This is a genomic window from Micromonospora sp. DT201, assembly GCF_049841575.1.
In the GTDB taxonomy this organism is placed as follows: domain Bacteria; phylum Actinomycetota; class Actinomycetes; order Mycobacteriales; family Micromonosporaceae; genus Micromonospora.
Genome location: NZ_JBNCKP010000014.1, coordinates 54,052 through 73,334 on the forward strand (window position 1 = coordinate 54,052; position 19,283 = coordinate 73,334).

The window sequence follows — 19,283 nt, forward strand, 5'->3', positions numbered from 1 at the left end:
TTTCTGGAAATTAAAACGGGGTGGAGAGGTCGGTGACCGTCAGCCGGACACCGCTGCCTTGGCGGGCTCGCGCTCCGCGTCCGGCGGTGAGGCGGGTGCGGCGGAGTCGTCGCGGCGGAACGGCCGCATCAGACTTCCGATGATGGAGAACCGCCCCTGGCTCTTGTTGTAGACGTCGATCGCGACGGCCAGCAGCAGGACGAGGCCCTTGATGATCTGGACCTTGTCGGTGCCCACGCCTTGGAGCTGGAGGCCGTTGTTGAGCACGGCCATGACGAGACCACCGACGATCGATCCGCTGATGGTGCCGATACCACCGGCGACGGCAGCGCCACCGATGAAGACCGCGGCGATGGCGTCCAGCTCCCAGCCGTTGCCGTCCTGCGGTCCAGAGGCCGCCGAACGGGCCACGAAGATCATGCCGGCCAGCGCGGCCAGGACGGACATGTTCATCATGACGAAGAAGTTGACCCGCTTGAGCTTCACGCCGGACAGCTCAGCCGCCCGGGAGTTGCCGCCCACCGCGTAGATGTGCCGGCCGCCGGCCGTGTTGCGGGTGTAGAAGGAGTACGCGATGACCAGGACCAGCAGGATGATGCCGGAGATCGGGAAGCTGGTGCCGACGCGACCGCTGGCGAAGCGCAGCGAGGCGAAGGCGATGACCCCGACCATGATGGCCATCCGCAGGATCGAGACCCACATGGGCGCCGGGTCGGCGTCCATCGCCCGACGGGTGTTGCGGGCCTTGATCTCGCGCCACACCACCGCCACCGCGGCGACCAGACCGAGCAGCAGCGTCGCGTTGTTGTAGCCGGTGTTCGGACCGAACTCGGGCAGGAAGCCGGAGCCGATGTCCCGGAAGCCCTCTGGCACCGGAATGCTCTGCGCGTTGCCGATGAACTGGTTGCCACCGCGGAACAGCAGCATGCCGGCCAGGGTGACGATGAACGCCGGCACCCCGATGTAGGCCACCCAGAAGCCCTGCCAGGCGCCGATGATGGCACCGATCGCGAGGCCGAACAGGATGGCGACGGGCCAGGGCAGATTCCACTCGGTCATCGACTTGGCGACCAGGATGCCCGCGAAGGCGGCGACCGAGCCGACCGAGAGGTCGATGTGGCCGGCGACGATCACCATGAGCATGCCGATGGCCAGGATCAGGATGTACGAATTCTGCTGGAACAGCGCGATCAGGTTGTCCGACCGCAGGGTCAGCCCATCGGTCCAGATCTGGAAGATCAGGACGATCGCCACCAGAGTGAAGATCATTCCAAACTGGCGAGCGTTGGAGGTGGTTCCTCCGAACAGGTTCTTCTGAAGGTCCTTCAATCGGCTCATCGTGTGGCCATCTTCTTCGTCGAGGTCATCTGCTTCATGAGGTTTTCCGGGGTGGCGTCGGCCCGGGCGATCTCGCCCGTGATGGCGCCTTCGAACACGGTGTAGATGCGGTCGCAGAGCCCGATCAGCTCAGGCAGCTCCGAGGAGATGACGACGACGCCCTTCCCCTGGTCGGCGAGCCGCTGGATGATGCCGTAGATCTCGTACTTGGCACCCACATCGATGCCGCGCGTCGGCTCGTCGAGGATCAGCAGGTCCGGGTCGGTGAACATCCACTTCGCCAGGACGACCTTCTGCTGGTTGCCGCCGGAGAGCTTCGAGACGCCTTCGTCGACCGTCGGGGCCTTGGTCCGCAACTCCTTGCGGTACGCCTCAGCCGCCTGGTATTCCTCGACCTCGTTCAGGACGCCGTGGTGCCGGATCTTGGACAGCTTGGCGGCCACCGTCGACGTCTTGATGTCGTCGAGCAGGTTGAGGCCGATCGCCTTGCGGTCCTCGCTGACGTACGCGAGCCCGTTGTCGATCGCATCGGCGACCGACTTCAGGACGATCTCCTTGCCGTCCTTGATGATCGTGCCCGACTCGAACACTCCGTAGGAGCGGCCGAAGACACTCATCGCCAACTCCGTACGACCCGCGCCCATCAGCCCGGCGAAGCCGACGATCTCGCCGCGGCGCACCACGAAGCTCTCGTTCTTGCAGACCTGCCGTTCGGCGGAGATCGGGTGCCGCACGTTCCAGTCGCGGACCTCGAAGAAGACGTCACCGATCTTCGGGGTGTGGTCCGGGAACCGACTGCTCAGCTCACGGCCGACCATCCCGCGCACGATCCGGTCCTCGTCGACCCCGTCCGCCTTGACGTCGAGGGTCTCCACGGTCCGGCCGTCGCGCAGGATCGTGATCTGGTCGGCGATCGCCTCGATCTCGTTCAGCTTGTGCGAGATCATGATCGAGGTGATGCCCCGGGAGCGGAAACCGCGCAGCAGGTCCAACAGGTGCCGGGAGTCGGCCTCGTTGAGAGCTGCGGTCGGCTCGTCCAGGATGAGCAGCTTCACGTCCTTGGCGAACGCCTTGGCGATCTCCACGAGCTGCTGCTTGCCGACACCGATGTCCTTGATCAGGGTGTCCGGGTCCTCTTGCAGACCAACCCGGGCCATCAGGTCCAGCGCCATCCGGTTCGCGGCCTTCCAGTCGATCGCGCCCCGCTTGCGCGGTTCGTTGCCGAGGAAGATGTTCTCGGCGATCGACATACCTGGAATGAGCGCGAGCTCCTGGTGGATGATCACGATTCCGGCGTTCTCGCTCGCCCGGATGTCGGAGAACTTGCTCTCCGACCCCTGGTAGACGATCTGGCCGCTGTAGGTGCCGTGTGGGTAGACCCCGCTGAGCACCTTCATCAGCGTGGACTTGCCCGCACCGTTCTCGCCACAGATGGCATGGATCTCGCCGGCGCGAACCACCAGGTTGACGTCGGAGAGGGCCTTGACTCCGGGGAACTCCTTGGTGATGGAACGCATCTCAAGGAGGATCGGCACGTCGCTCATCGCTCGTACCACCTCGCCAACGTCATCGGTTGCCTCCGGAAGGTTGAACCTTCACTTGGTTTTGTTGTTGACGGCAACGTATTGCGGCCGGAGGGCCATCCGCAAGGCGAGGGCCTGTTGAAAATGTAACAATCCGGCAATATAGACGTCGCACAGTGTTCGCCTGTCACAGCCGCCCCCGCAGCCCCTCCGGGGACCCTAGCCCCCTCCTGACAACGTTGTCGAACGACGATAGCGCGTCGATCAATGCCGGTCGCTGGCGACCGGGCCCCGACCAGGCAAGATCCGCGACGGCCGGGCGAGCGGTGGCGCGGCGCGCGCTCGCCATCATCGAGTCACCTTGATCAGGCACGGGTTCCTGCACAGGGACCAGGACTCCCCGAGGACCCTCGACCGGCGGTGTGACCCACGCCTCTGCCCGACGGGCGGATCGACCAGAGTCGTCCCCTGCTTCCGGCACCAGGAGGCGGAGAACAGCCTCGGCGTCCCATACGTGCAGTTCGGGGTCCGCGCATCGCGGCGCGGACGCCACAGCAAGCGGTCAGTTCGGGTGCAGCACCGCCTTGATTAACCCGTTCTGCCGGCGGTCGGAGCTGCGGCACAGGTCCGGCGCGTCGGCGAGGGTGCCGTGGTGGGTCACGACAACGCTGGGCCGGGCGCGACCAGCGACGACCAGGTCGCGCAGCAGCACGATGTAGCGGCGGTCGCGGGTGCGACCGAACCGCACCGCGGTGCCTTTGCTGAACAACGTCCCCCACGTTGCGATCAGATCCTCATGGCCGTCCGCGCCGGGGCCGGGGTGCGGATCCCGGTCCGGGTAGACGCCGGCGACCGCGTTCGCGCCGGTGGGGTCGACCAGCCGAGCCGCGTCGGAGATGACCTGGCCCGGACGCTCCTGGTCGGGGCGCTCCCGGTCGCGGGCCTGAAACCCGACCGCTTCGAAGACCTTGTCGACTCCGCCCAGCTTCTCCTCGCCGAGCGCCAGCCCGGCACTGGGCCCGGTCGGCGCGGATCTGCTGGACCGGGTCGCCACGGCGAAAGTCGATCGGGACAGCACCGACCTCGCCGGCCTTGTCCAGCCGGGCGTCGACGCCGTCGCCCGGTTCACCGGGCACGGGTACGAGTCGGCGCGTCCCCGGTGTGAGCAATCTGGTTCGAGGGGGCACGCGGGACCGGCAGACCGGATCCTCCCTACTTACGACCGTCCGAGCCGCGACGAGACATGCAGGCCCCTGAAAGCCGAACCTGCGCATGCCTTTTGTCCGGCTTTTGCCGCGTTGGCCGATTCGGCACCACGATGATCGACACCATGTCGGCGATGTTGGGGCATCACCCCGCTTGGATACCCCCATGTCGGCGACCTGGAGTGGATCATCCCCCGGCGCATCGGGATCAAGGCCACTTCCCGCCCATTTAGGCCATTTGTCCGGTGACCTCACGAGGCTGCACCGCCCGGGTCAGCACCCGAACCCCGGCCAACGAGACTCCAACGCACGCCACCCGCCAGCCAACACCCCAAACCCGACCCGCGAGACCCCAACGCACGCGCCACCCGCGTCGGCCCACGGCACGCGCAGCAGGTCTGCCTGCGCACCTCGATAGGGGCCCATCCCGGCATAGCCGTACGCCGCGCCCGGCCCTTCATCCCGTGCCCGGAGACAGGTCGCCGAGAGCCCATCACACGCGTCCCGCAGAACAGGTGCGTGGGGATCACCACCCGGGTGCCCGGGCGGACGGTCTGCACAGCGCCGCCGACCTCCTGCACCACACCCAGCGGCTCGTGGCCGAGCACAAGCCCGGGGGCGGCGCTGGTCCGTCCGTCGTACATGTGCAGGTCGGTGCCGCACAGGGCGCGAGTGCGTCGGTTTCCGTCTCCACCGTCGCGTCGGGCACCTCCCGCACGGCGACGGTCCGGACACGTCCGCGTAGACGACGGCTCGCATGACGGAACAGCCGGTCTTCCCCCCGGATGCTCCGTCCATGCCCCCGCAGAAAGGCTCGCGGCCGGTGCTATCTTAGGATCCCTAAGTTTAATCCTAGTGAAACAAAGGATCGCTATGCCACGGCAGGGTCTGACGAGCGCCCGAGTCTCGGCCGCCGCAGCCGAACTGGCGGACTCGGTCGGTCTGTCGCGGTTGACCGTTGCGGCCGTCGCGCGGCACTTCGGCGTCTCGGACGCCGCGCTGTACGTGCACGTTCGCAGTCGCGACGCGTTGATCGAGCACGTCGCGGTCCGGGCTGCGGCCGCCTTCGCCGACGACCTGGCGATCGCCGTGGCTGGTCGAGCGGGCCACCAGGCTCTCGTCGGGTTCGCCGACGCCTGGCGCGCTTTCGCCGTCGCGCACCCCGGGCAGTACGCCGCTACACAGCTCCAGCTACCGCCCGAGGTCGGCACGAATTCGGCCGGACACCTGCGCATGATCGAGCTGAGCTACGCGATGCTGCGCGGGTACGGGCTCGACGAGCCGGCTCTGACCGACGCGATCCGATTCGTCCGCAGCACATTCCACGGCTTCGCGAGTCTCGAGAACGCCGACGGGTTCGGCCATCCCCGCGCTGTCGACGCATCGTGGCACTCGATCCTCGACGCGATGCACACCACTCTGAGCAACTGGCCAACCGGAACACAGGAGCAGAAGTGAGCAGCCACGATCAGTACGTCAAGTCCGCCGACGGGACCCGCCTGGTGGTTCGACGCCTGGGTGCCGGCGACCCCGTCGTCCTCGTGCACGGCTCGGGTGGTGGGCTGCACTCCTGGGCCACCGTCGCGGAGCACCTCGCCAATGACTACGAGGTGTGGATGCCGGCCCGGCGCGGATACGGCCCCAGCGACGTCCCGTCCGGCCACAAGTCCTTCAAGGACGAGACCGCCGATCTCAGCGCGGTCATCGAGGCGGCACGCCAGCCCTCGGGCAAGACGGTCCATCTCGTCGGCGCGTCCTACGGAGCGACCCTGGCGTTGCACACCACCTTGGCTGATCCGCACGACATACGCTCGCTGGCCATCTTCGAGCCCCCGCTGTTCGCGGCCGGAGCGGAGATCGCACCCCTGCTCGACCGCTACCGTGCCGCCTTCGAGCGCGACGATGCCGAGGCGATGGCAGCGGCGTTGAACGACGTGACACGAGTTCCGGCGGAGATCGTCGCCGCGTTCGCTGCCGCAGCGGGCGACCGGACGCCCGACCCGGTCGAGGCACGGCGTTCGGCGATCGGCTGGCTGCACGATCTCGAGGCTCTCGCCGAGGACAGCACGGACATCGCCCGGTGGTCCTCGATCACCGTGCCGACCCTTCTGTTGGCCGGCGCTGACACGTGGGAGCCGATGCCCACGACGATGAACGCCCTCGCGACGACGATTCGGGCGGCGCGCCATGTCGTCTGGCCGGGCCAGTCGCACTTCGTGACCATGACGGCGCCCACCCTGGTCGTCGACGCTCTGCGACAGTTCTTCGCCGAGATCACGGGGTAGCCGGCGGCGGCCAGCACAAGGCCGGGTGGTCGCCGGCTGCCTGTTCGGCAACCTCGCCCTCGAACTCAGCAACCAGGCCGAGGAGATCCGCAGCCGGCTTCAGGAGATCCTCGAGAAGCAGATCAACCTCATCGAGCAGGTCGTCATCGAGGCGAAGGGAGGGGTCGGGACGGCCGCGGTCCGCACCGGACGTGCGTCCGTCACGCCTTCGGATGGGCCAGGATGTTGAGGACGTGGCCGCTCGGATCTCGGACGAAGAACCGTCGCACACCCCAAGGTTCGTCGGTCAGGTCGTGGACGATCTCGGCCCCGGCGTCGCGTGCCGCCCGGTAGCTCGCATCCACGTCGGCCACCTCGATCGAGACGACCGGAACGACGGGCGCGGTGGCGTCTTCGGTCAGGAGGCTCAGTTGCACCTCCGGCCGCTCGGGGTCAGCCAGCGTGACGATCCAGCCGAGGTCCATGACGGTCCGCAGGCCGAGGACGGTGGTGTAGAACGCGGTCGCCTCGGCCATCGAGGCGCTGTGCAGATCGGCGACTATGCGCTGCACGGCCACAACCACTCCTGCCAACTCCGCCGGCTAGCTGACCTGGGCCACCGGCGCCGAGCGGTGCTTGATCTCCTCCATGAACCGGAATCGAGCGGTGAGTTCGGCAATCGTCAGGCCGGCCCGCCACGCCGAGGCCACCTGGGCGACCTGCAGCAGGTCCATGACGTCGCCCCGGGCGAGGACTTCCCCCGAGACCCGAATATCGATCATGAAGTATCGGGCCTGCGATCCCAGACCCACGCAGATCACGCCCTGGTCGGAGTGCAGCTCGGCACAGGTGAACCGGCTTCGCCCCTGCTCGGGGGCGGTGACCTGGCCGAGATCGAGCCCGTGCCGGGCACCGGTTTCGATGAGCGCGGGGGCCAGACCACCCCGCTCGACCAGATCCGGGTAGAGGCGCACACCCAGCGCCGTCGACGCCTCGCTCATGACTGACTCCCACTTCCTTGTGACAGAGACCAGCAGCACGCAGGTTACGGGGAGGTTTCCTGCACGCCTCGTCATCCTGTCCCGCATGGACGTCCACGGCAATAGGAAATGTCGATTCGACCGCGATCGAGTAACACTCGGCCGCCGCGGCGGTGGCCGTGCAGGCTCCCCGATGGGTCGGCTCCGTCCATCCCGGAGACATGAATCGGAGGCGTCGATCCGAGGCATGGATCGGCGTCGTGCCGCGGTCGTGCCGTGACGGCCCGCCGCTCACCGGTCAACATCAGGGGCGTAACGGACGGTCGTCGCATTGGAAACACTCTTGACAGAAAGACATGATATCGACATGCTTCACTGAAGAGAGCGCTCTCCAAGTCCGGTACGAAGCCTCCGCCACCCATCGCTGAGGAGCCTCCCGTGTTCACAGCCCGCCCCAGCCTCCGCTTTCGCCCTCTCGTACTCATGGCGGTCGCCCTCGTCGCGACCACCGCGGCGCTCGTCGTCCCGGCGCAGCCCGACCCCGCCCAGGCCGCCATCGGCCCGATCACCTGGCAGGACGAGTTCAACTCGCCGGCCGGCACGCCCGTCGACCAGAACAAATGGCGGTTCGACATCGGCGGCAGCGGCTGGGGCAACAACGAGCGGCAGTACTACACGAACAGCACCAGCAACGCCGTCCACGACGGCCAGGGCAACCTCGTCATCACCGCCCGCCGGGACAACCCCGCCAACTACCAGTGCCACTACGGGCGCTGCGAGTACACATCGGCGCGGCTGCTGACGGCGGCCACCTTCACCCAGACGTACGGCCGATTCGAGGCCAACATCAAGATTCCGCGCGGTCAGGGCATCTGGCCGGCGTTCTGGATGCTCGGCACCGGCGGCGGCTGGCCCGACGCCGGCGAGATCGACGTCATGGAGAACATCGGCCGGGAGCCCAACACCGTTTACGGCACCGTGCACGGGCCCGGCTACTCCGGGGGCGGCGGCATCACCGGCAGCCGCACTCTCGGCGGGCCGCTCGCGGACGGCTTCCACACCTACCGCGTGGATTGGGAGCCGAACGCGATCACCTGGTATCTCGACGGGGTGCAGTACCACCGGGTCGATCCCGCGCGACTCGGCGGCAACCGTTGGGTGTTCGACCACCCCTTCTTCATGATCCTCAATGTGGCGGTCGGCGGGAACTGGCCCGGCTACCCGGACGGCTCCACGCAGTTCCCGCAGCAGATGCTCGTCAACTACGTCCGGGTGTCCAGCTACACCCCCGGTGGCGGCGACCCGGCTCCCGGCACCAGCCGGATCAGGGGTACGCAGAGCGGTCGCTGCATCGACATCCCCAGCGCCAACCCGGTCGAGGGCGCCAAGCTGCAGATCTGGGACTGCAACACCACCGCCGCCCAGGCGTGGACCTTCGCCTCCGACGGGACGGTCCGCGCGATGGGCAAGTGCATGGACCCCGCCTGGGCCGGCACCGCGAACGGCACCGAGGTCAACCTGGTCAGCTGCAACGGCAACACGGCGCAGCGCTTCACCCTCAACGCCTCCGGCGACCTGGTTAACCTCAACGCCAACAAATGCGTGGACGTACGGGAAGCCAACCCCAACAACGGCGGCAAGCTGCACCTGTGGGACTGCGTGGGCGCTGCCAACCAGAAGTGGACCCGCGTCTGACGACGCCGACACGAGCGGGGTGGGCCGTCCGAGAACAGCTTCGGGCGGCCCACCGCCAGGCCTGGCCCTTATGCGAGCCGGGATTCCGCCGATGGCGCGGGGACCAGCATCACGCCCGCTATGTTCTGGTTTATCCAAATCAGGCATCTCCGGGAGTGAGCTCATGTCGCACCACCTCGACACCCCCCTCGCCGCACAGGGCGGTCAGCTCTACATCGACGACCTGTACGTCTTCAACGGCGACCGCGCCACGGTGTTCGTCATGGACGTCAACAGCTCGGTGACCAAGGCCGACATCAAACGCGGCTTCCACGCCGAGGCGCGCTACGAGATCAAGATTCACTTCAACGGCGCGGACATGGAGGGGCTGACCTACCGATTCGCCTTCGGCGAGCCGGACGGCGACGGCAAGCAGACCCTCCAGTTGTACGAGCTCGCCGGAGCGGATGCCCGCGACGACGCCGCGATGGGCACTCCCATCGCCGAGGGGCACACCGGCGAGGTCTCGACCGGCGGCAACGTCCGCGTCTGGGCCGGACGGATCACCGACCCGTTCTTCATCGACCTCGACGAACTCGCCACCATCAACGGCGCGGTCAAGAACGGTTCACGGGTGGACCGCTCAGCGTGGCGAGTCGACCAGGCCAAGAACAGCTTCGCCGGCACGACCGTCGAGTCGATCGTCCTCGAGGTCTCCCATGATGAGCCGCTGCTGCGTGACGGCACCGAGATCGGCGTCTGGTGCCGCACGATGCTGGCCACCGACGCCGGCGGATGGCGCCAGATCAACCGTGCTGGCCACCCGATGATGTGGCCGATCTTCTGGCCCCACGACACCGACTTCTCCGACCCCGCCAACTTCCGGCACCCCAGCAAGGACCTCAGCGAGGACGGCGAGGAGATCGCCACCGCCGTCGCAGGCGTCGTCGCCGCCAACGGCACCGCCCCCGACCCGCAGGCGTACGGCTGGAGCGTCGCCCGGCAGCTCTACCCCGATCTGCTGTCCTACAAGGTCGGCACGGCCGCCAACTACGGCTTCGCGATCCGCAACGGCCGCGCCCTGGCCGACAACGCACCCGAGGTGATGTTCTCCCTGGTGCTCAACACCGGCACCACATCCGGCCTCACCTCGGACGCCACAAAGGCCGCCCGCGCCGCCAGCTTCCCGTACGTGGTGCCGGCCTGAGAGGTCACCCACGCGGTCCACGCCGCGAACTCGCGACCCTCCCCGAAGGTCGGAGAACGCCCCATTTATCCGGTAACAGCCCGTTCGCCCGCATAGTCTTCTCAATGCATCCCATGGGGGATTTCCAGGACGAAGGAGACTTGATGCGCAGGAAACTTCTCGCCGCCGGCCTGGCCGGTGTCGCCGCGGCCGCCGCCCTCGCCGGGCCAGCCGCTGCGGACACGACGGGCGACACGATCGTGACCCTCACCGTCAACGCCGCCGGTGGCCTCTCGATCACGGTGCCCGCGACGGCGAACATCGGCAACGGCGTCGAGGGCACGACCGTCTCCGGCCAACTGGGTCCGGTCACCGTGCTGGACCAGCGGGGATCGCTCACCCCGAACTGGACCGCCAGCGTCGTCTCGACCGACTTCGTCACCGGCGGCGGCAGCTCCGGAGAGACGATCCCGAACATCAACGTCCTGTACTGGTCGGGTCCCGCGACCGGAACGGCCGGCACCGGCACCTTCACGCCGGGTCAACCGACCGCAGCCCAGGCGGTGATCATCAATGCCCCGAAGGTCGCCTTCACCAAGACGGGTGGCACCGGCAACAACTTCGCGAGCTGGAACCCCACGCTGCAGGTGAACATTCCGGATGGAACCGTCGAGGGCGTCTACACCGGGACGGTGACACATTCGGTGGTCTGAGCCGCTCGGCCGGCTGGTGCTGCTGGCCTCGGTCGCTCTCGTAGCGTTCGGGGCGTCGGCGGCACCAGCCGTTGCCGCGCGGGAGCAGCGGTACGAGCCGGGGGACGATCCTGCCGCGATCAACCTCCAGCTGTTGGACATCCCCGCCAAACGGGCCGAGGATCCGCGCGCCCGGGTCTACATCATCGACCATCTCAAGCCGGGCGCGATGATCAGCCGGCGGGTGGAGGTGCGCAACGACTCCCCCGAGTCGCAGAAGATCGAGCTCTACGCCGGGGCCGCGTCGGTCGAGAACAGCGCCTTCACCATTCCCGATGGCCGCACAGGCAACGAGCTCAGCGGCTGGATCAAGCTGAAGACGCCCGCCGTCGAACTCGCCCCGGGCGAGCGGGAGACGGTCGCGGTGGACATCACCGTTCCCAAGACCGCGTCCAAGGGCGAGCGGTACGCCGCCATCTGGGCGCAGGTGACCAGCGGGACGAAGAAGAGCGGCAATGTCGTGCAGGTGCACCGGGTGGGCATCCGCGTCTACCTGGACATCGGTCCGGGCGGCGAGCCACCGACGGACTTCCGCATCGGCGACCTGGGCGCCGAGCGCGGAGTCGGCGAGTTCCCCGTGGTCACCGCGAACGTCACCAACACCGGCGAACGGGCTCTGGACATGACCGGACGCCTGACGTTGAACAAGGGAGCGGTCCAGGCCGGGCCGTTCAAGGTCACCAACGGCGTGACGATCCTGCCGGGCCAGAGCGGTAAGGTCCGCATCGAGGTCAACCAATCCCTGCCCGCTGGCGTCTGGGACGTACAGGTGCTCCTCGCCAGTGGGCTGGTGGAACGGAAGGCGGAGGGGCGGATCACTTTGCCCGTCGCGGCGCCGATGGCGGTGGAGAAGTCCCCGAAAGCGGTCTGGCTCGCCTACGCGACAGGCATCGCGGCACTGCTGGTGCTGGTCGTGGTGGTCGGCTGGCATCTCGCCCGTCGACAACGGACACGTCTCACGTCCGGTCGCCGGCTGGGCTGACGCGGACTGACCTCGTCGGCGGTGCCGAGGAGGTCAGTCCGCGGGAAGCTGTCAGCCCTCGATGTCGCGGGGGTCGCGGCTGCGCGGGTAGGTGTTCTTCTCCCCGATCGCGCCGTCCTGCTTCTTGACCACGTGCTCGACGCCACGGTCGGCGGCCATCTCGCGGCCCTGGGCCTGCGCGTCGGCCTTCACGTCATGCGTGCTGCTGGCCCGCTCGTTGCCCTCGGCCTTGTTCTTCCACTGCCCGTCCTCGTGGTATGTGTCGACGTCACCCTTGACCATGGCTGGCTCCTCCCTGCGTCTGAACTGTCTCCCAGATCAGTGCCCCGAGCCGCTCCGGGCAAACCGCCGTCCTCAGGAGCCAGCCGGGCAGTTGTTGCTCACCCGCCGGAGGATCTGTTCGCGTTCGTCAGTGGTGATGCCCGACGGCGTACCGTCGAAGTGGGTCTCGACCTTGTCCCAGCCGCGCCGCTGCTCGTAGTGCAGATGCGGTGCGCCGGAGTTGCCAGTGCTGCCGAGTAGCCCGATCTGGTCACCCTGGGCGACCTTCTGACCGACCTCGACCAGCGGTGGTTCGAGCATGTGCAGGTACTGCGTCTCCCACTTGCCACCGTGGTCGATCTTCACCCAGTAACCGCCGCCGCGTCCCCTTGGGCCTTCCGGGTTCTCCGGGGTACGGCCACCCAGCGACCCATTGATGCCCGCCTCGGTGACCGTGCCGGCATACGACGCGAGCACGGGCCGGCCCCACGCCTCGCCCTCGGTGGGGAACAGGTCGACGTCGTAGTCGTCGTGGCCGGGGTAGGTGCTGAGTTGCCACGTCTCGCCGCAGGCGACCGGCATCTGGAAGTGCGGGCGCGGCCCCGCCGGCCGCAGCATCGGCACGACGACCACGGCGATGCCGAGGACGGCCGCCGCCGCGACGAGCGCGATGAGGACGCGGGCGGCGCGGCTCCGGGCGCGGCGATGGGAGCGGGCTCTGCTCGGGCGGCCGGTCGTCACCGGGCCGAGCATGACAGATACCGGCAACGCCTCGGCCCTGGGTCGGGCACCACCCGGTTGACATTGCAGTCGCATCGCGAAGGCGCTATGGTTGGTTGCAATACAGACGTATTGCAAACGGACCCCGATGCACGTGATCGCGTTGTCCGAGGCGACCGCCGGCATGATCGACCTGGTCGGCGGTACGGCCGCCGGGTTGGGCGAGTTGATCCGGCGAGGCGAACGGGTGCCCATCACCGTCCACTGACTCTCCGCCCTCCTACTCGAAGAGGACGACCATGACCGACACGAAGGCAACGACCAGGGCGCGAGTGGGCCCGCTGCTGCGGCGCGCCGCCGAGGCCGAGGCCGCGATGTGGCGCAGCCTGTACGTGTGGGCGCTGCGCAGGCCACTGCCGCTGAGCCCAGGCGACGAGCCGTTCGGCTACCTCGGCGTGGTCAAACCGATCCTCGGCATCTTCATCGGCCTGTCGATCGTGGAGATCCCGATCTTCGATGTCGTCGTCACCCACGTGGTGCCATGGCGGCCTGCCCGCTGGATCGTGCTCGGCCTCGGCATCTGGGGTCTGCTCTGGATGATCGGGCTCTTCGCCAGCATGACGATCCACCCACACATCGTGGGTGACCGAGGGCTGCGAGTGCGCCTCAGCTCGGGCATCGACATCTGGATCCCGTGGACCGACGTCGAAGCGCTGCGCAAGCGGTACCGCTCACTGCCATCGAGCAAATCGGTGCAGGTCGAGCAGGAGGGCGACCGTCGGGTGGTGTCCGTCGCGGTTGGCAGCCAGACCAGCATCGACGTCGTGCTCCGCCGACCGCTGACCTTCGACCTTCCCAGAGGTAATTCCGCGCCGACGGACGAGCTGCGAATTTATGCCGACGACCCGGACGGCCTCCTGCGCAGCGCTCGCGGCACTCCCGTGAGCAACACCGTCAGCCGGTAGCCACCGCCGCTGGGCGAGGTGTCCGGGCCGCTCACTGTGAAACGATCGAGGCCATGCCCAAGAAGGTCGATCACCAGGAACGACGCACCCTCATCGCGGACGCGTTGATGCGGGTCGCCGCCGATCAGGGCCTGGAGGCCGTCAGCCTCCGTCACGTGGCGGCCGAGGCCGGTGTGTCAGCCGGAATGGTCCAGCACTACTTCCGCACCAAGGACGAGATGATGGCGTTCGCGTTGAGCGTGGTGCGTGAACGCAGCCAGATCAGGGTCACCGAGGCGGTGGCGCGGCTGGGCGTGGACCCGGCGCCCCGGTTGCTGCTGCGTACGATGATCGCGGCGCTGTTGCCCCTCGACGAGGGGACCCGCGACGACGGGCGCGTGGCGCTCGCGTTCCTCGCCTACACGGCGGTGCGTCCAGCCGCCGCGCCCAGCCTCCGCGAGGGCACCAGACAGTTCACCGAGTTCATCGCCAGCGTCCTGCCCGACGGCCACGGTGACGCCGCCGCAGCCGGCCTGCTGGCGCTGATGGAAGGGCTCGGTGTCTACCTCCTGGGCGGGCAGTACACCGCCGAGCAGGCGCTGGGCGCGCTGGACGCCCACCTCGACCTGATCTTCGCCTGATTCCGCCGCAGCCGGGCGTTGGCCCCGGACGCGGCAGATCGAAGGGGATTGTGCGGCTCGCACTCACCGTGGCAGTCTGCGGATCGTCGATGCTCAGGAAGGGCGGTGGGACATGCTGAGCATGCACAGGGCGTCAGTGGGCTACGGCAACGCGCCGGCCGTCCTCCGGGAGATCTCGCTGACGGTACGGCCGGGACGGGTCCTGGCGTTGACCGGGTCGTCGGGCGCGGGCAAGACGACGCTGATCAACGCGATGGCGGGGCTGTTGCGGCCACAGCAGGGCACGGTGACCGTGGAGGGGCAGCCGCTCCGCGATCGTGATCACGCGGTGGAGCAGCGGATCGTGCTCATCCCGCAGGACAACGGCCTGGCCCCGATCCTCACCGCGGCCGAGAATCTGCAGGTGGCGCTCGTGGCCGACGGCGTGACACCGCCGGAGGCCCGTCGGCAGACCGCCGCGATGTTGGATCTGCTGGGCCTTGCCGGCCAGGCCGACCAACTCGTCGAGGAGTTGTCCGGTGGCCAACAGCAGCGTACGGCGATTGCTCGCGGTCTGGCCCTGCGCGGCGGTGTGCTGCTGGCCGACGAGGTGACGAGCGAGTTGGACGCGGGCAATCGGCAGCGGGTGCTGGACCTGCTGCACGACGAGGCGCTGCGGGGCGCAGCCGTCGTGTTCGCCACCCACGACCCGGAGGTGGCCGCCGCCTGCGAAGCCGAGGTGCACCTCGTCGAGGGGCGGGCGGAGATTATCCGCGACTGAGGCCGCCGGTAACCGGCAGGTCTCGGTCCACCCGGACGGGGCGGCGGGCGGTCGGTCGGGTCGATACCCTCGGCGTCAATGCTGACCGTCATCTGGGGTGCGATCGCGGCCCGTCGAGCACAGGCGTTGGCGGTGCTCCTGCTCGCGGTGCTCGCCAGCGCCGCCGCGGCGGCCGCACCGAGCTACGTCGCCGCAGCCGGGCAGGCGCTGGCCCGGTATGAGATGTCCAATGCGGAGCCCAACGAGCTTCGCATCCGGCTCACCGAGGGCACCGAATATCCGGGGATGCCCAGTGATCCGACCCGCACCGTGTTCACCGAAACCGTCAAGCGACTCACGCCGGCCGGGTTCGACATCGTCCTGGGCGCTCAGACCGGTGGCGTCGCCACCGGCCGAGCCGGCAACGTGACCTCCAGCCTGATCTTCCGAGCGCAGGTGTGTGAACGGGTCGCCGTGGTCGGCGCCTGCCCCCGGACCACCTCGAGGGACCAGCCCCCCGAGGTCATGGTCAGCACGCACACCGCAGCGCGGCTCGGTGTCGCCGTCGGCGATCAGTTCACCTTCGCCGCGGTGCCGATGCGGGTGACAGGCATCTACCGACCGCTGGACGTGACCGATCCGTTCTGGCTCGATGGGGAACTCATCCGGCCAGCCACCGCAGGTTCGGCCGGCACGTCGATCCCGGGCAGCGCCGCGGATGCCATCTTCACCGCCGAGGCCGCTCCCCTGCCCGATGACGATGCCATCCTGCATCGGTCGACGGCCGACCTCTACGTCACCGAGAAGCTGCTGGACAGCCGGCCCATGCCGGAGCTGCGGGCCGCGGTCATGAAGGCGCAGCGGGACGGCAACCGCGAGGGCTACGGGGCCGGCACCACCGCGACCAGCCTGTTCGATCGCATCGAGCGGCAACGCGGGCAACTGGCCGACGGCGTCACACTGGGCGCCGGGCTGCTCGTGCTGCTCTGCTGGTTGGTGCTGTTCGTCGCGGTCGGTTCGGCGGCGGACCAACGGCGACCGGAGCAGGGTCTGCTCCTGCTCCGTGGGGTGCAACGCCGACGACTGTGGGCGCTGGCGATCGGCGAACACGCCGTACCCGCTTTGGTCGCGATCCCCCTCGGCTGCCTGGGTGGCGTCGCCGCTGCCACACTGCTCGCCGCGCACACCCTCCCGGCCCGCGCCGACGTCACGCTGGACGCCAACGTTGTCGCCTTCGCCGCCATCGGCGCGGCCGGCGCGCTCGCCGCGGTGCTGCTGGCCCAGGCTCGGATGTTGTCCGCGCCGGTCATCGACCTGCTGCGTCGGGTGCCGGCTCGGGTACGGGGATGGCGGGCAACAATCGGTGACGTCGTGGCGGTGTCCATCGCGGTAGCTGCCGTGGTGCAGTTGCGCTCCGGCGGGTCGCCCAGCGGGCTGGCCCTCGTGGCACCGGTCGCCGGGGCGCTCGCCGCGGCGGTGTTGCTGGCACGGGTCGCGATGCTGGCCGGCGCCGCGGTGGGTGCGGCGCTGCTGGCGCGGGGCCGCACCGCGGTCGGCCTCGCCCTGGTGCAGGTGGCCCGGCAACCACGGTTCCGGCCACTGATCGCGCTGCTCACTGTCGCTGTCGCCATGCTCGCCTTCACGGCGTCGATGAACGAGCTCGCCTCGGCCGCCTACAGCGATCGGGCGGTCGTGGAGGTCGGCGCGGCGCGCGTGGTCGAGGTCGACGCGACGTCCCGTTCACACCTGTTGACGGCCGTGCGGAAGGCCGATCCCGAGGGTCGCTTCGCGATGGCCGCGGTCGTGACGAATAGGCTCCCCGACGGCGGCGCACCGGTGCTCGCCGTGGACTCCGCCCGGCTGGCGGCGGTGGCCGCGCCGCATCCATCGTACGGAGTGTCCTTCGCGGACATCACACGTGCCATCCGCCCCGCTCCACCCGGGGAGCCGGTGCGGCTACGGGGGCGACAGCTCACCGTCGTCATGTCGGCCAACTTCGACGCCAAGGCCTCCAGCGGATATCAGTTGCAACTCGCAGTGACCGTCTCCAGCGCCAATGGCACCCGGGTGGTCGTCGCACGCCCGGGCATCCGGCCGGGGCGCAACGAGTACGTCGTTCAGGTGCCCGAGTGCGTACCGCAGTGCCGCCTGGTCAAGATGGACGTCGTCGCCCAGGCGAGGTGGCAGAACTTGGTTGTCCACTTCGAGGAGCTGCGCAGCGGCGATGGCTCCGCCGACACGGTGGTGCTGACCGGTACGCAGTTCGCCGATCTGAAGCGGTGGCGAGGCTCGAGGAGTGACTCGGAGTTCAGCGCCACGGGCGGTGCGTCCCCAGCGCTGTCCCTTCAGATGATGGAGGGGGGTCCGCTGACGGCCGGCATCAGTGTTGCCGACTCACCGCTCCCGCTGCCCGTCTACCTGACCCGGTCGGTGGGGACGCCGCTCGGCGGGGCTCATCCGCACGAAGGCGTCGACGGGTCACCGACAAAGGCCCGGGTTGAGGGCGTGGCCGACGCTCTGCCGCAGCTCGGTGGCGCCGGCCTGATCGTCGACCTGGAATACGCTGATCGAATCGCGGTCTCCGGCCAGAGCGGCACCAAGGAGGTGTGGCTCGCCGCGACCGCGCCCGCCGACGTCCTCGACCGGCTTCGCGCCCAGGGTCTGGCGATCGTCGGTGAGCGGACGATCACCGGAGTTCGCCAGGACTTCGATCGACAGGCACCGGCGTTGGCGCTGCGCTTCAACCTGTTCGCCGCGCTGGCCGGGGTACTGATCGGGGCGGCCGGCCTCATCGCGATGGCGGCGGCCGAGCAGCGTACCCGGGTGACCATGTTGGTGGCGCTGCGTCGGCAGGGGTTGCCACCACGCGCCGTCCGCGGCGGCTACGGGTTACCGGTCGCGGTCGCCGCCGTGTCGGGCGGTCTCGTCACCCTGGTGATCTGGCTGCTCACCCGAAGCGGGCAACGGCTGTTCAGTGACGGCCGCTCCCCGGTCCCGATACCCGAATGGCCGGACATCGACCGTCTGTTGGTGTTCGCGGTGCCCACTGTCGCGCTGTTCGCCCTCACCGCGGTCGTGCTCGGTCGGGTCATCGCCGCCTCGGTACGCCGTCGGAGCGGACGATGACCGTCGAGCCGCCGGAACGGCCGACGACCGCCGAGCCGCCGGCCGGGGGTGTGGCGGTCACCTGCCACCGGCTCATCCACATCTACCCCACCGGCACCGGCGACGTCGTCGCGCTCTCCGGCGTGGACCTGCACATCTCGCCGGGCGAGATGCTGGCGCTGGTGGGGCCGTCCGGCTCGGGAAAGTCCACCCTGGTGGCGATCCTCGGCGGGCTCCTGCAACCGTCCGCCGGCCGCGTGCACGTGGGCGACCACGAGCTGTCCCGGCTCTCGTCCAAGGGCCTGGCGGCCCTGCGCGGGGCCACCGTCGGCACGGTGCTCCAGGGCGCCGAACGCAACCTGCTGCCGTACGTGTCGCTGTCGCGCAACGTCTGGTTGGCGCAGCGACCCGCGGCGCGCATCGCCGGGCGTCGGCTCGACCCACCGGAGGCGATCCTGGAACTCGTCGGCCTCGGCGGTCACGGCGCTCGGCGGGCGGGCGACCTGACTCCGGGGCAGCGTCAGCGGGCTGCTCTGGCACAGGGGCTCGCGGCCGGGCCCGGGCTGCTCCTGGTCGACGAGCCCACCAGCCAGCTCGACGCGTCCGGTCGCGACGAGGTGCTCGCGGCGCTGGCCACCGTCAACGCCCAGCGGGGCACCACAGTGGTCGTGGTGACCCACGACGGTGAGGTCGGTGCCCGGCTGGGTCGCGCTGTCACCATCCGGGACGGCCGGGTCGGGGCCGAGGGGCGCGACGGCCGGGACTTCGCCGTGGTGGCCGGCGATGGCACGATCCAGTTGCCACCCGAGACGTTCGCGGCCTTCCCGGCCGGCACGTTGTTCGAGGTCGAGCACGTCGACCAGGCGGTCACTCTGCGCGCCGCGGCGAGCCCGTCGTCGTCCGGGGACGAAGCGGCGTCGGGGGAGATCCGCCGCACCGGCTGAACGACCGGGCCCCGGGCCACGTCCC

Annotated in this window: 21 protein-coding genes; 13 read left to right on the top strand and 8 right to left on the bottom strand. The window is 69.0% G+C overall.

Annotated elements, in window-relative coordinates:
* Positions 1-39: 39 nt before the first annotated feature.
* The 4 genes from mmsB to ACLQ28_RS21820 all read right to left on the bottom strand — a co-directional run bounded on the left by mmsB (position 40) and on the right by ACLQ28_RS21820 (position 4,674).
* On the bottom strand, positions 40-1,338 hold the full coding sequence (mmsB, locus tag ACLQ28_RS21805) for a multiple monosaccharide ABC transporter permease (RefSeq protein WP_425688118.1): 1,299 nt from the start codon (positions 1,336-1,338) through the stop codon (positions 40-42).
* Positions 1,335-2,882, bottom strand: coding sequence for a multiple monosaccharide ABC transporter ATP-binding protein (mmsA, locus tag ACLQ28_RS21810; RefSeq protein WP_425688119.1), 1,548 nt, complete (start codon positions 2,880-2,882; stop codon positions 1,335-1,337). Before mmsA ends, mmsB begins: the two co-directional genes overlap by 4 nt.
* A 541-nt stretch (positions 2,883-3,423) precedes the next feature.
* The gene (locus ACLQ28_RS21815) at positions 3,424-3,915 is read right to left on the bottom strand and encodes a hypothetical protein (RefSeq protein ID WP_425688120.1); all 492 of its coding nucleotides are present in this window, start codon (positions 3,913-3,915) and stop codon (positions 3,424-3,426) included.
* A gap of 402 nt (positions 3,916-4,317) precedes the next feature.
* Positions 4,318-4,674 (bottom strand): hypothetical protein, encoded by a 357-nt coding sequence (locus ACLQ28_RS21820; protein ID WP_425688235.1) that lies wholly within the window; start codon positions 4,672-4,674, stop codon positions 4,318-4,320.
* Here ACLQ28_RS21820 and ACLQ28_RS21825 point away from each other — a divergent pair.
* The 4 genes from ACLQ28_RS21825 to ACLQ28_RS21840 all read left to right on the top strand — a co-directional run bounded on the left by ACLQ28_RS21825 (position 4,582) and on the right by ACLQ28_RS21840 (position 6,580).
* Positions 4,582-4,827, top strand: a complete 246-nt coding sequence (locus ACLQ28_RS21825; protein ID WP_425688239.1) for a hypothetical protein — start codon at positions 4,582-4,584, stop codon at positions 4,825-4,827. The genes ACLQ28_RS21820 and ACLQ28_RS21825 overlap by 93 nt on opposite strands.
* A gap of 112 nt (positions 4,828-4,939) precedes the next feature.
* Positions 4,940-5,524, top strand: coding sequence for a TetR/AcrR family transcriptional regulator (locus tag ACLQ28_RS21830; protein ID WP_425688121.1), 585 nt, complete (start codon positions 4,940-4,942; stop codon positions 5,522-5,524).
* Positions 5,521-6,351: an alpha/beta fold hydrolase gene (locus ACLQ28_RS21835; RefSeq protein WP_425688122.1), complete on the top strand. Its 831-nt coding sequence runs from the start codon at positions 5,521-5,523 to the stop codon at positions 6,349-6,351. Before ACLQ28_RS21830 ends, ACLQ28_RS21835 begins: the two co-directional genes overlap by 4 nt.
* Before the next feature lie 25 nt (positions 6,352-6,376).
* Complete coding sequence (locus ACLQ28_RS21840; RefSeq protein WP_425688123.1) at positions 6,377-6,580, top strand: TetR family transcriptional regulator C-terminal domain-containing protein; 204 nt, start codon at positions 6,377-6,379, stop codon at positions 6,578-6,580.
* On the opposite strand, the gene ACLQ28_RS21845 is transcribed toward ACLQ28_RS21840, so the two are convergent.
* Complete coding sequence (locus ACLQ28_RS21845; RefSeq protein ID WP_425688124.1) at positions 6,552-6,908, bottom strand: VOC family protein; 357 nt, start codon at positions 6,906-6,908, stop codon at positions 6,552-6,554. The genes ACLQ28_RS21840 and ACLQ28_RS21845 overlap by 29 nt on opposite strands.
* A 24-nt stretch (positions 6,909-6,932) precedes the next feature.
* Positions 6,933-7,331 (bottom strand): hypothetical protein, encoded by a 399-nt coding sequence (locus ACLQ28_RS21850; RefSeq protein WP_425688125.1) that lies wholly within the window; start codon positions 7,329-7,331, stop codon positions 6,933-6,935.
* 417 nt (positions 7,332-7,748) lie between these two features.
* Here ACLQ28_RS21850 and ACLQ28_RS21855 point away from each other — a divergent pair, with 417 nt between their 5' ends.
* The 4 genes from ACLQ28_RS21855 to ACLQ28_RS21870 all read left to right on the top strand — a co-directional run bounded on the left by ACLQ28_RS21855 (position 7,749) and on the right by ACLQ28_RS21870 (position 11,904).
* A complete protein-coding gene (locus tag ACLQ28_RS21855; RefSeq protein ID WP_425688126.1) occupies positions 7,749-9,005 on the top strand; it encodes a family 16 glycosylhydrolase in 1,257 nt (418 codons plus the stop codon).
* A gap of 163 nt (positions 9,006-9,168) precedes the next feature.
* Entirely contained in the window at positions 9,169-10,191 is a 1,023-nt protein-coding gene (locus tag ACLQ28_RS21860) for a DUF4331 family protein (protein WP_425688127.1), read from the top strand.
* Positions 10,192-10,334: 143 nt separating this feature from the next.
* Positions 10,335-10,883 (top strand): hypothetical protein, encoded by a 549-nt coding sequence (locus ACLQ28_RS21865; RefSeq protein WP_425688128.1) that lies wholly within the window; start codon positions 10,335-10,337, stop codon positions 10,881-10,883.
* A gap of 16 nt (positions 10,884-10,899) precedes the next feature.
* Positions 10,900-11,904, top strand: coding sequence for a hypothetical protein (locus tag ACLQ28_RS21870; protein ID WP_425688129.1), 1,005 nt, complete (start codon positions 10,900-10,902; stop codon positions 11,902-11,904).
* Positions 11,905-11,955: 51 nt separating this feature from the next.
* Here ACLQ28_RS21870 and ACLQ28_RS21875 read toward each other — a convergent pair whose 3' ends face one another.
* Together ACLQ28_RS21875 and ACLQ28_RS21880 are read right to left on the bottom strand one after the other, a co-directional pair.
* Positions 11,956-12,186: a DUF2188 domain-containing protein gene (locus ACLQ28_RS21875; RefSeq protein ID WP_425688130.1), complete on the bottom strand. Its 231-nt coding sequence runs from the start codon at positions 12,184-12,186 to the stop codon at positions 11,956-11,958.
* 72 nt (positions 12,187-12,258) lie between these two features.
* On the bottom strand, positions 12,259-12,906 hold the full coding sequence (locus tag ACLQ28_RS21880; protein WP_425688131.1) for a M23 family metallopeptidase: 648 nt from the start codon (positions 12,904-12,906) through the stop codon (positions 12,259-12,261).
* A 278-nt stretch (positions 12,907-13,184) separates the two neighbouring features.
* On the opposite strand from ACLQ28_RS21880, the gene ACLQ28_RS21885 reads away from it, so the two are divergent.
* From ACLQ28_RS21885 to ACLQ28_RS21905, 5 genes are all read left to right on the top strand, one after another.
* Entirely contained in the window at positions 13,185-13,850 is a 666-nt protein-coding gene (locus ACLQ28_RS21885; protein ID WP_425688132.1) for a PH domain-containing protein, read from the top strand.
* A 53-nt stretch (positions 13,851-13,903) separates the two neighbouring features.
* A complete protein-coding gene (locus tag ACLQ28_RS21890; RefSeq protein ID WP_425688133.1) occupies positions 13,904-14,470 on the top strand; it encodes a TetR/AcrR family transcriptional regulator in 567 nt (188 codons plus the stop codon).
* Between the two features lie 112 nt (positions 14,471-14,582).
* Positions 14,583-15,230 carry an ABC transporter ATP-binding protein gene (locus ACLQ28_RS21895; protein WP_425688134.1) on the top strand — a complete coding sequence of 216 codons (648 nt, stop codon included), beginning with the start codon at positions 14,583-14,585 and terminating at the stop codon, positions 15,228-15,230.
* Between the two features lie 78 nt (positions 15,231-15,308).
* Positions 15,309-18,335, top strand: a complete 3,027-nt coding sequence (locus ACLQ28_RS21900; protein ID WP_425688135.1) for an FtsX-like permease family protein — start codon at positions 15,309-15,311, stop codon at positions 18,333-18,335.
* Complete coding sequence (locus ACLQ28_RS21905) at positions 18,332-19,258, top strand: ABC transporter ATP-binding protein (RefSeq protein ID WP_425688136.1); 927 nt, start codon at positions 18,332-18,334, stop codon at positions 19,256-19,258. The genes ACLQ28_RS21900 and ACLQ28_RS21905 overlap by 4 nt, the downstream gene beginning before the upstream one ends.
* Positions 19,259-19,283: the final 25 nt, after the last annotated feature.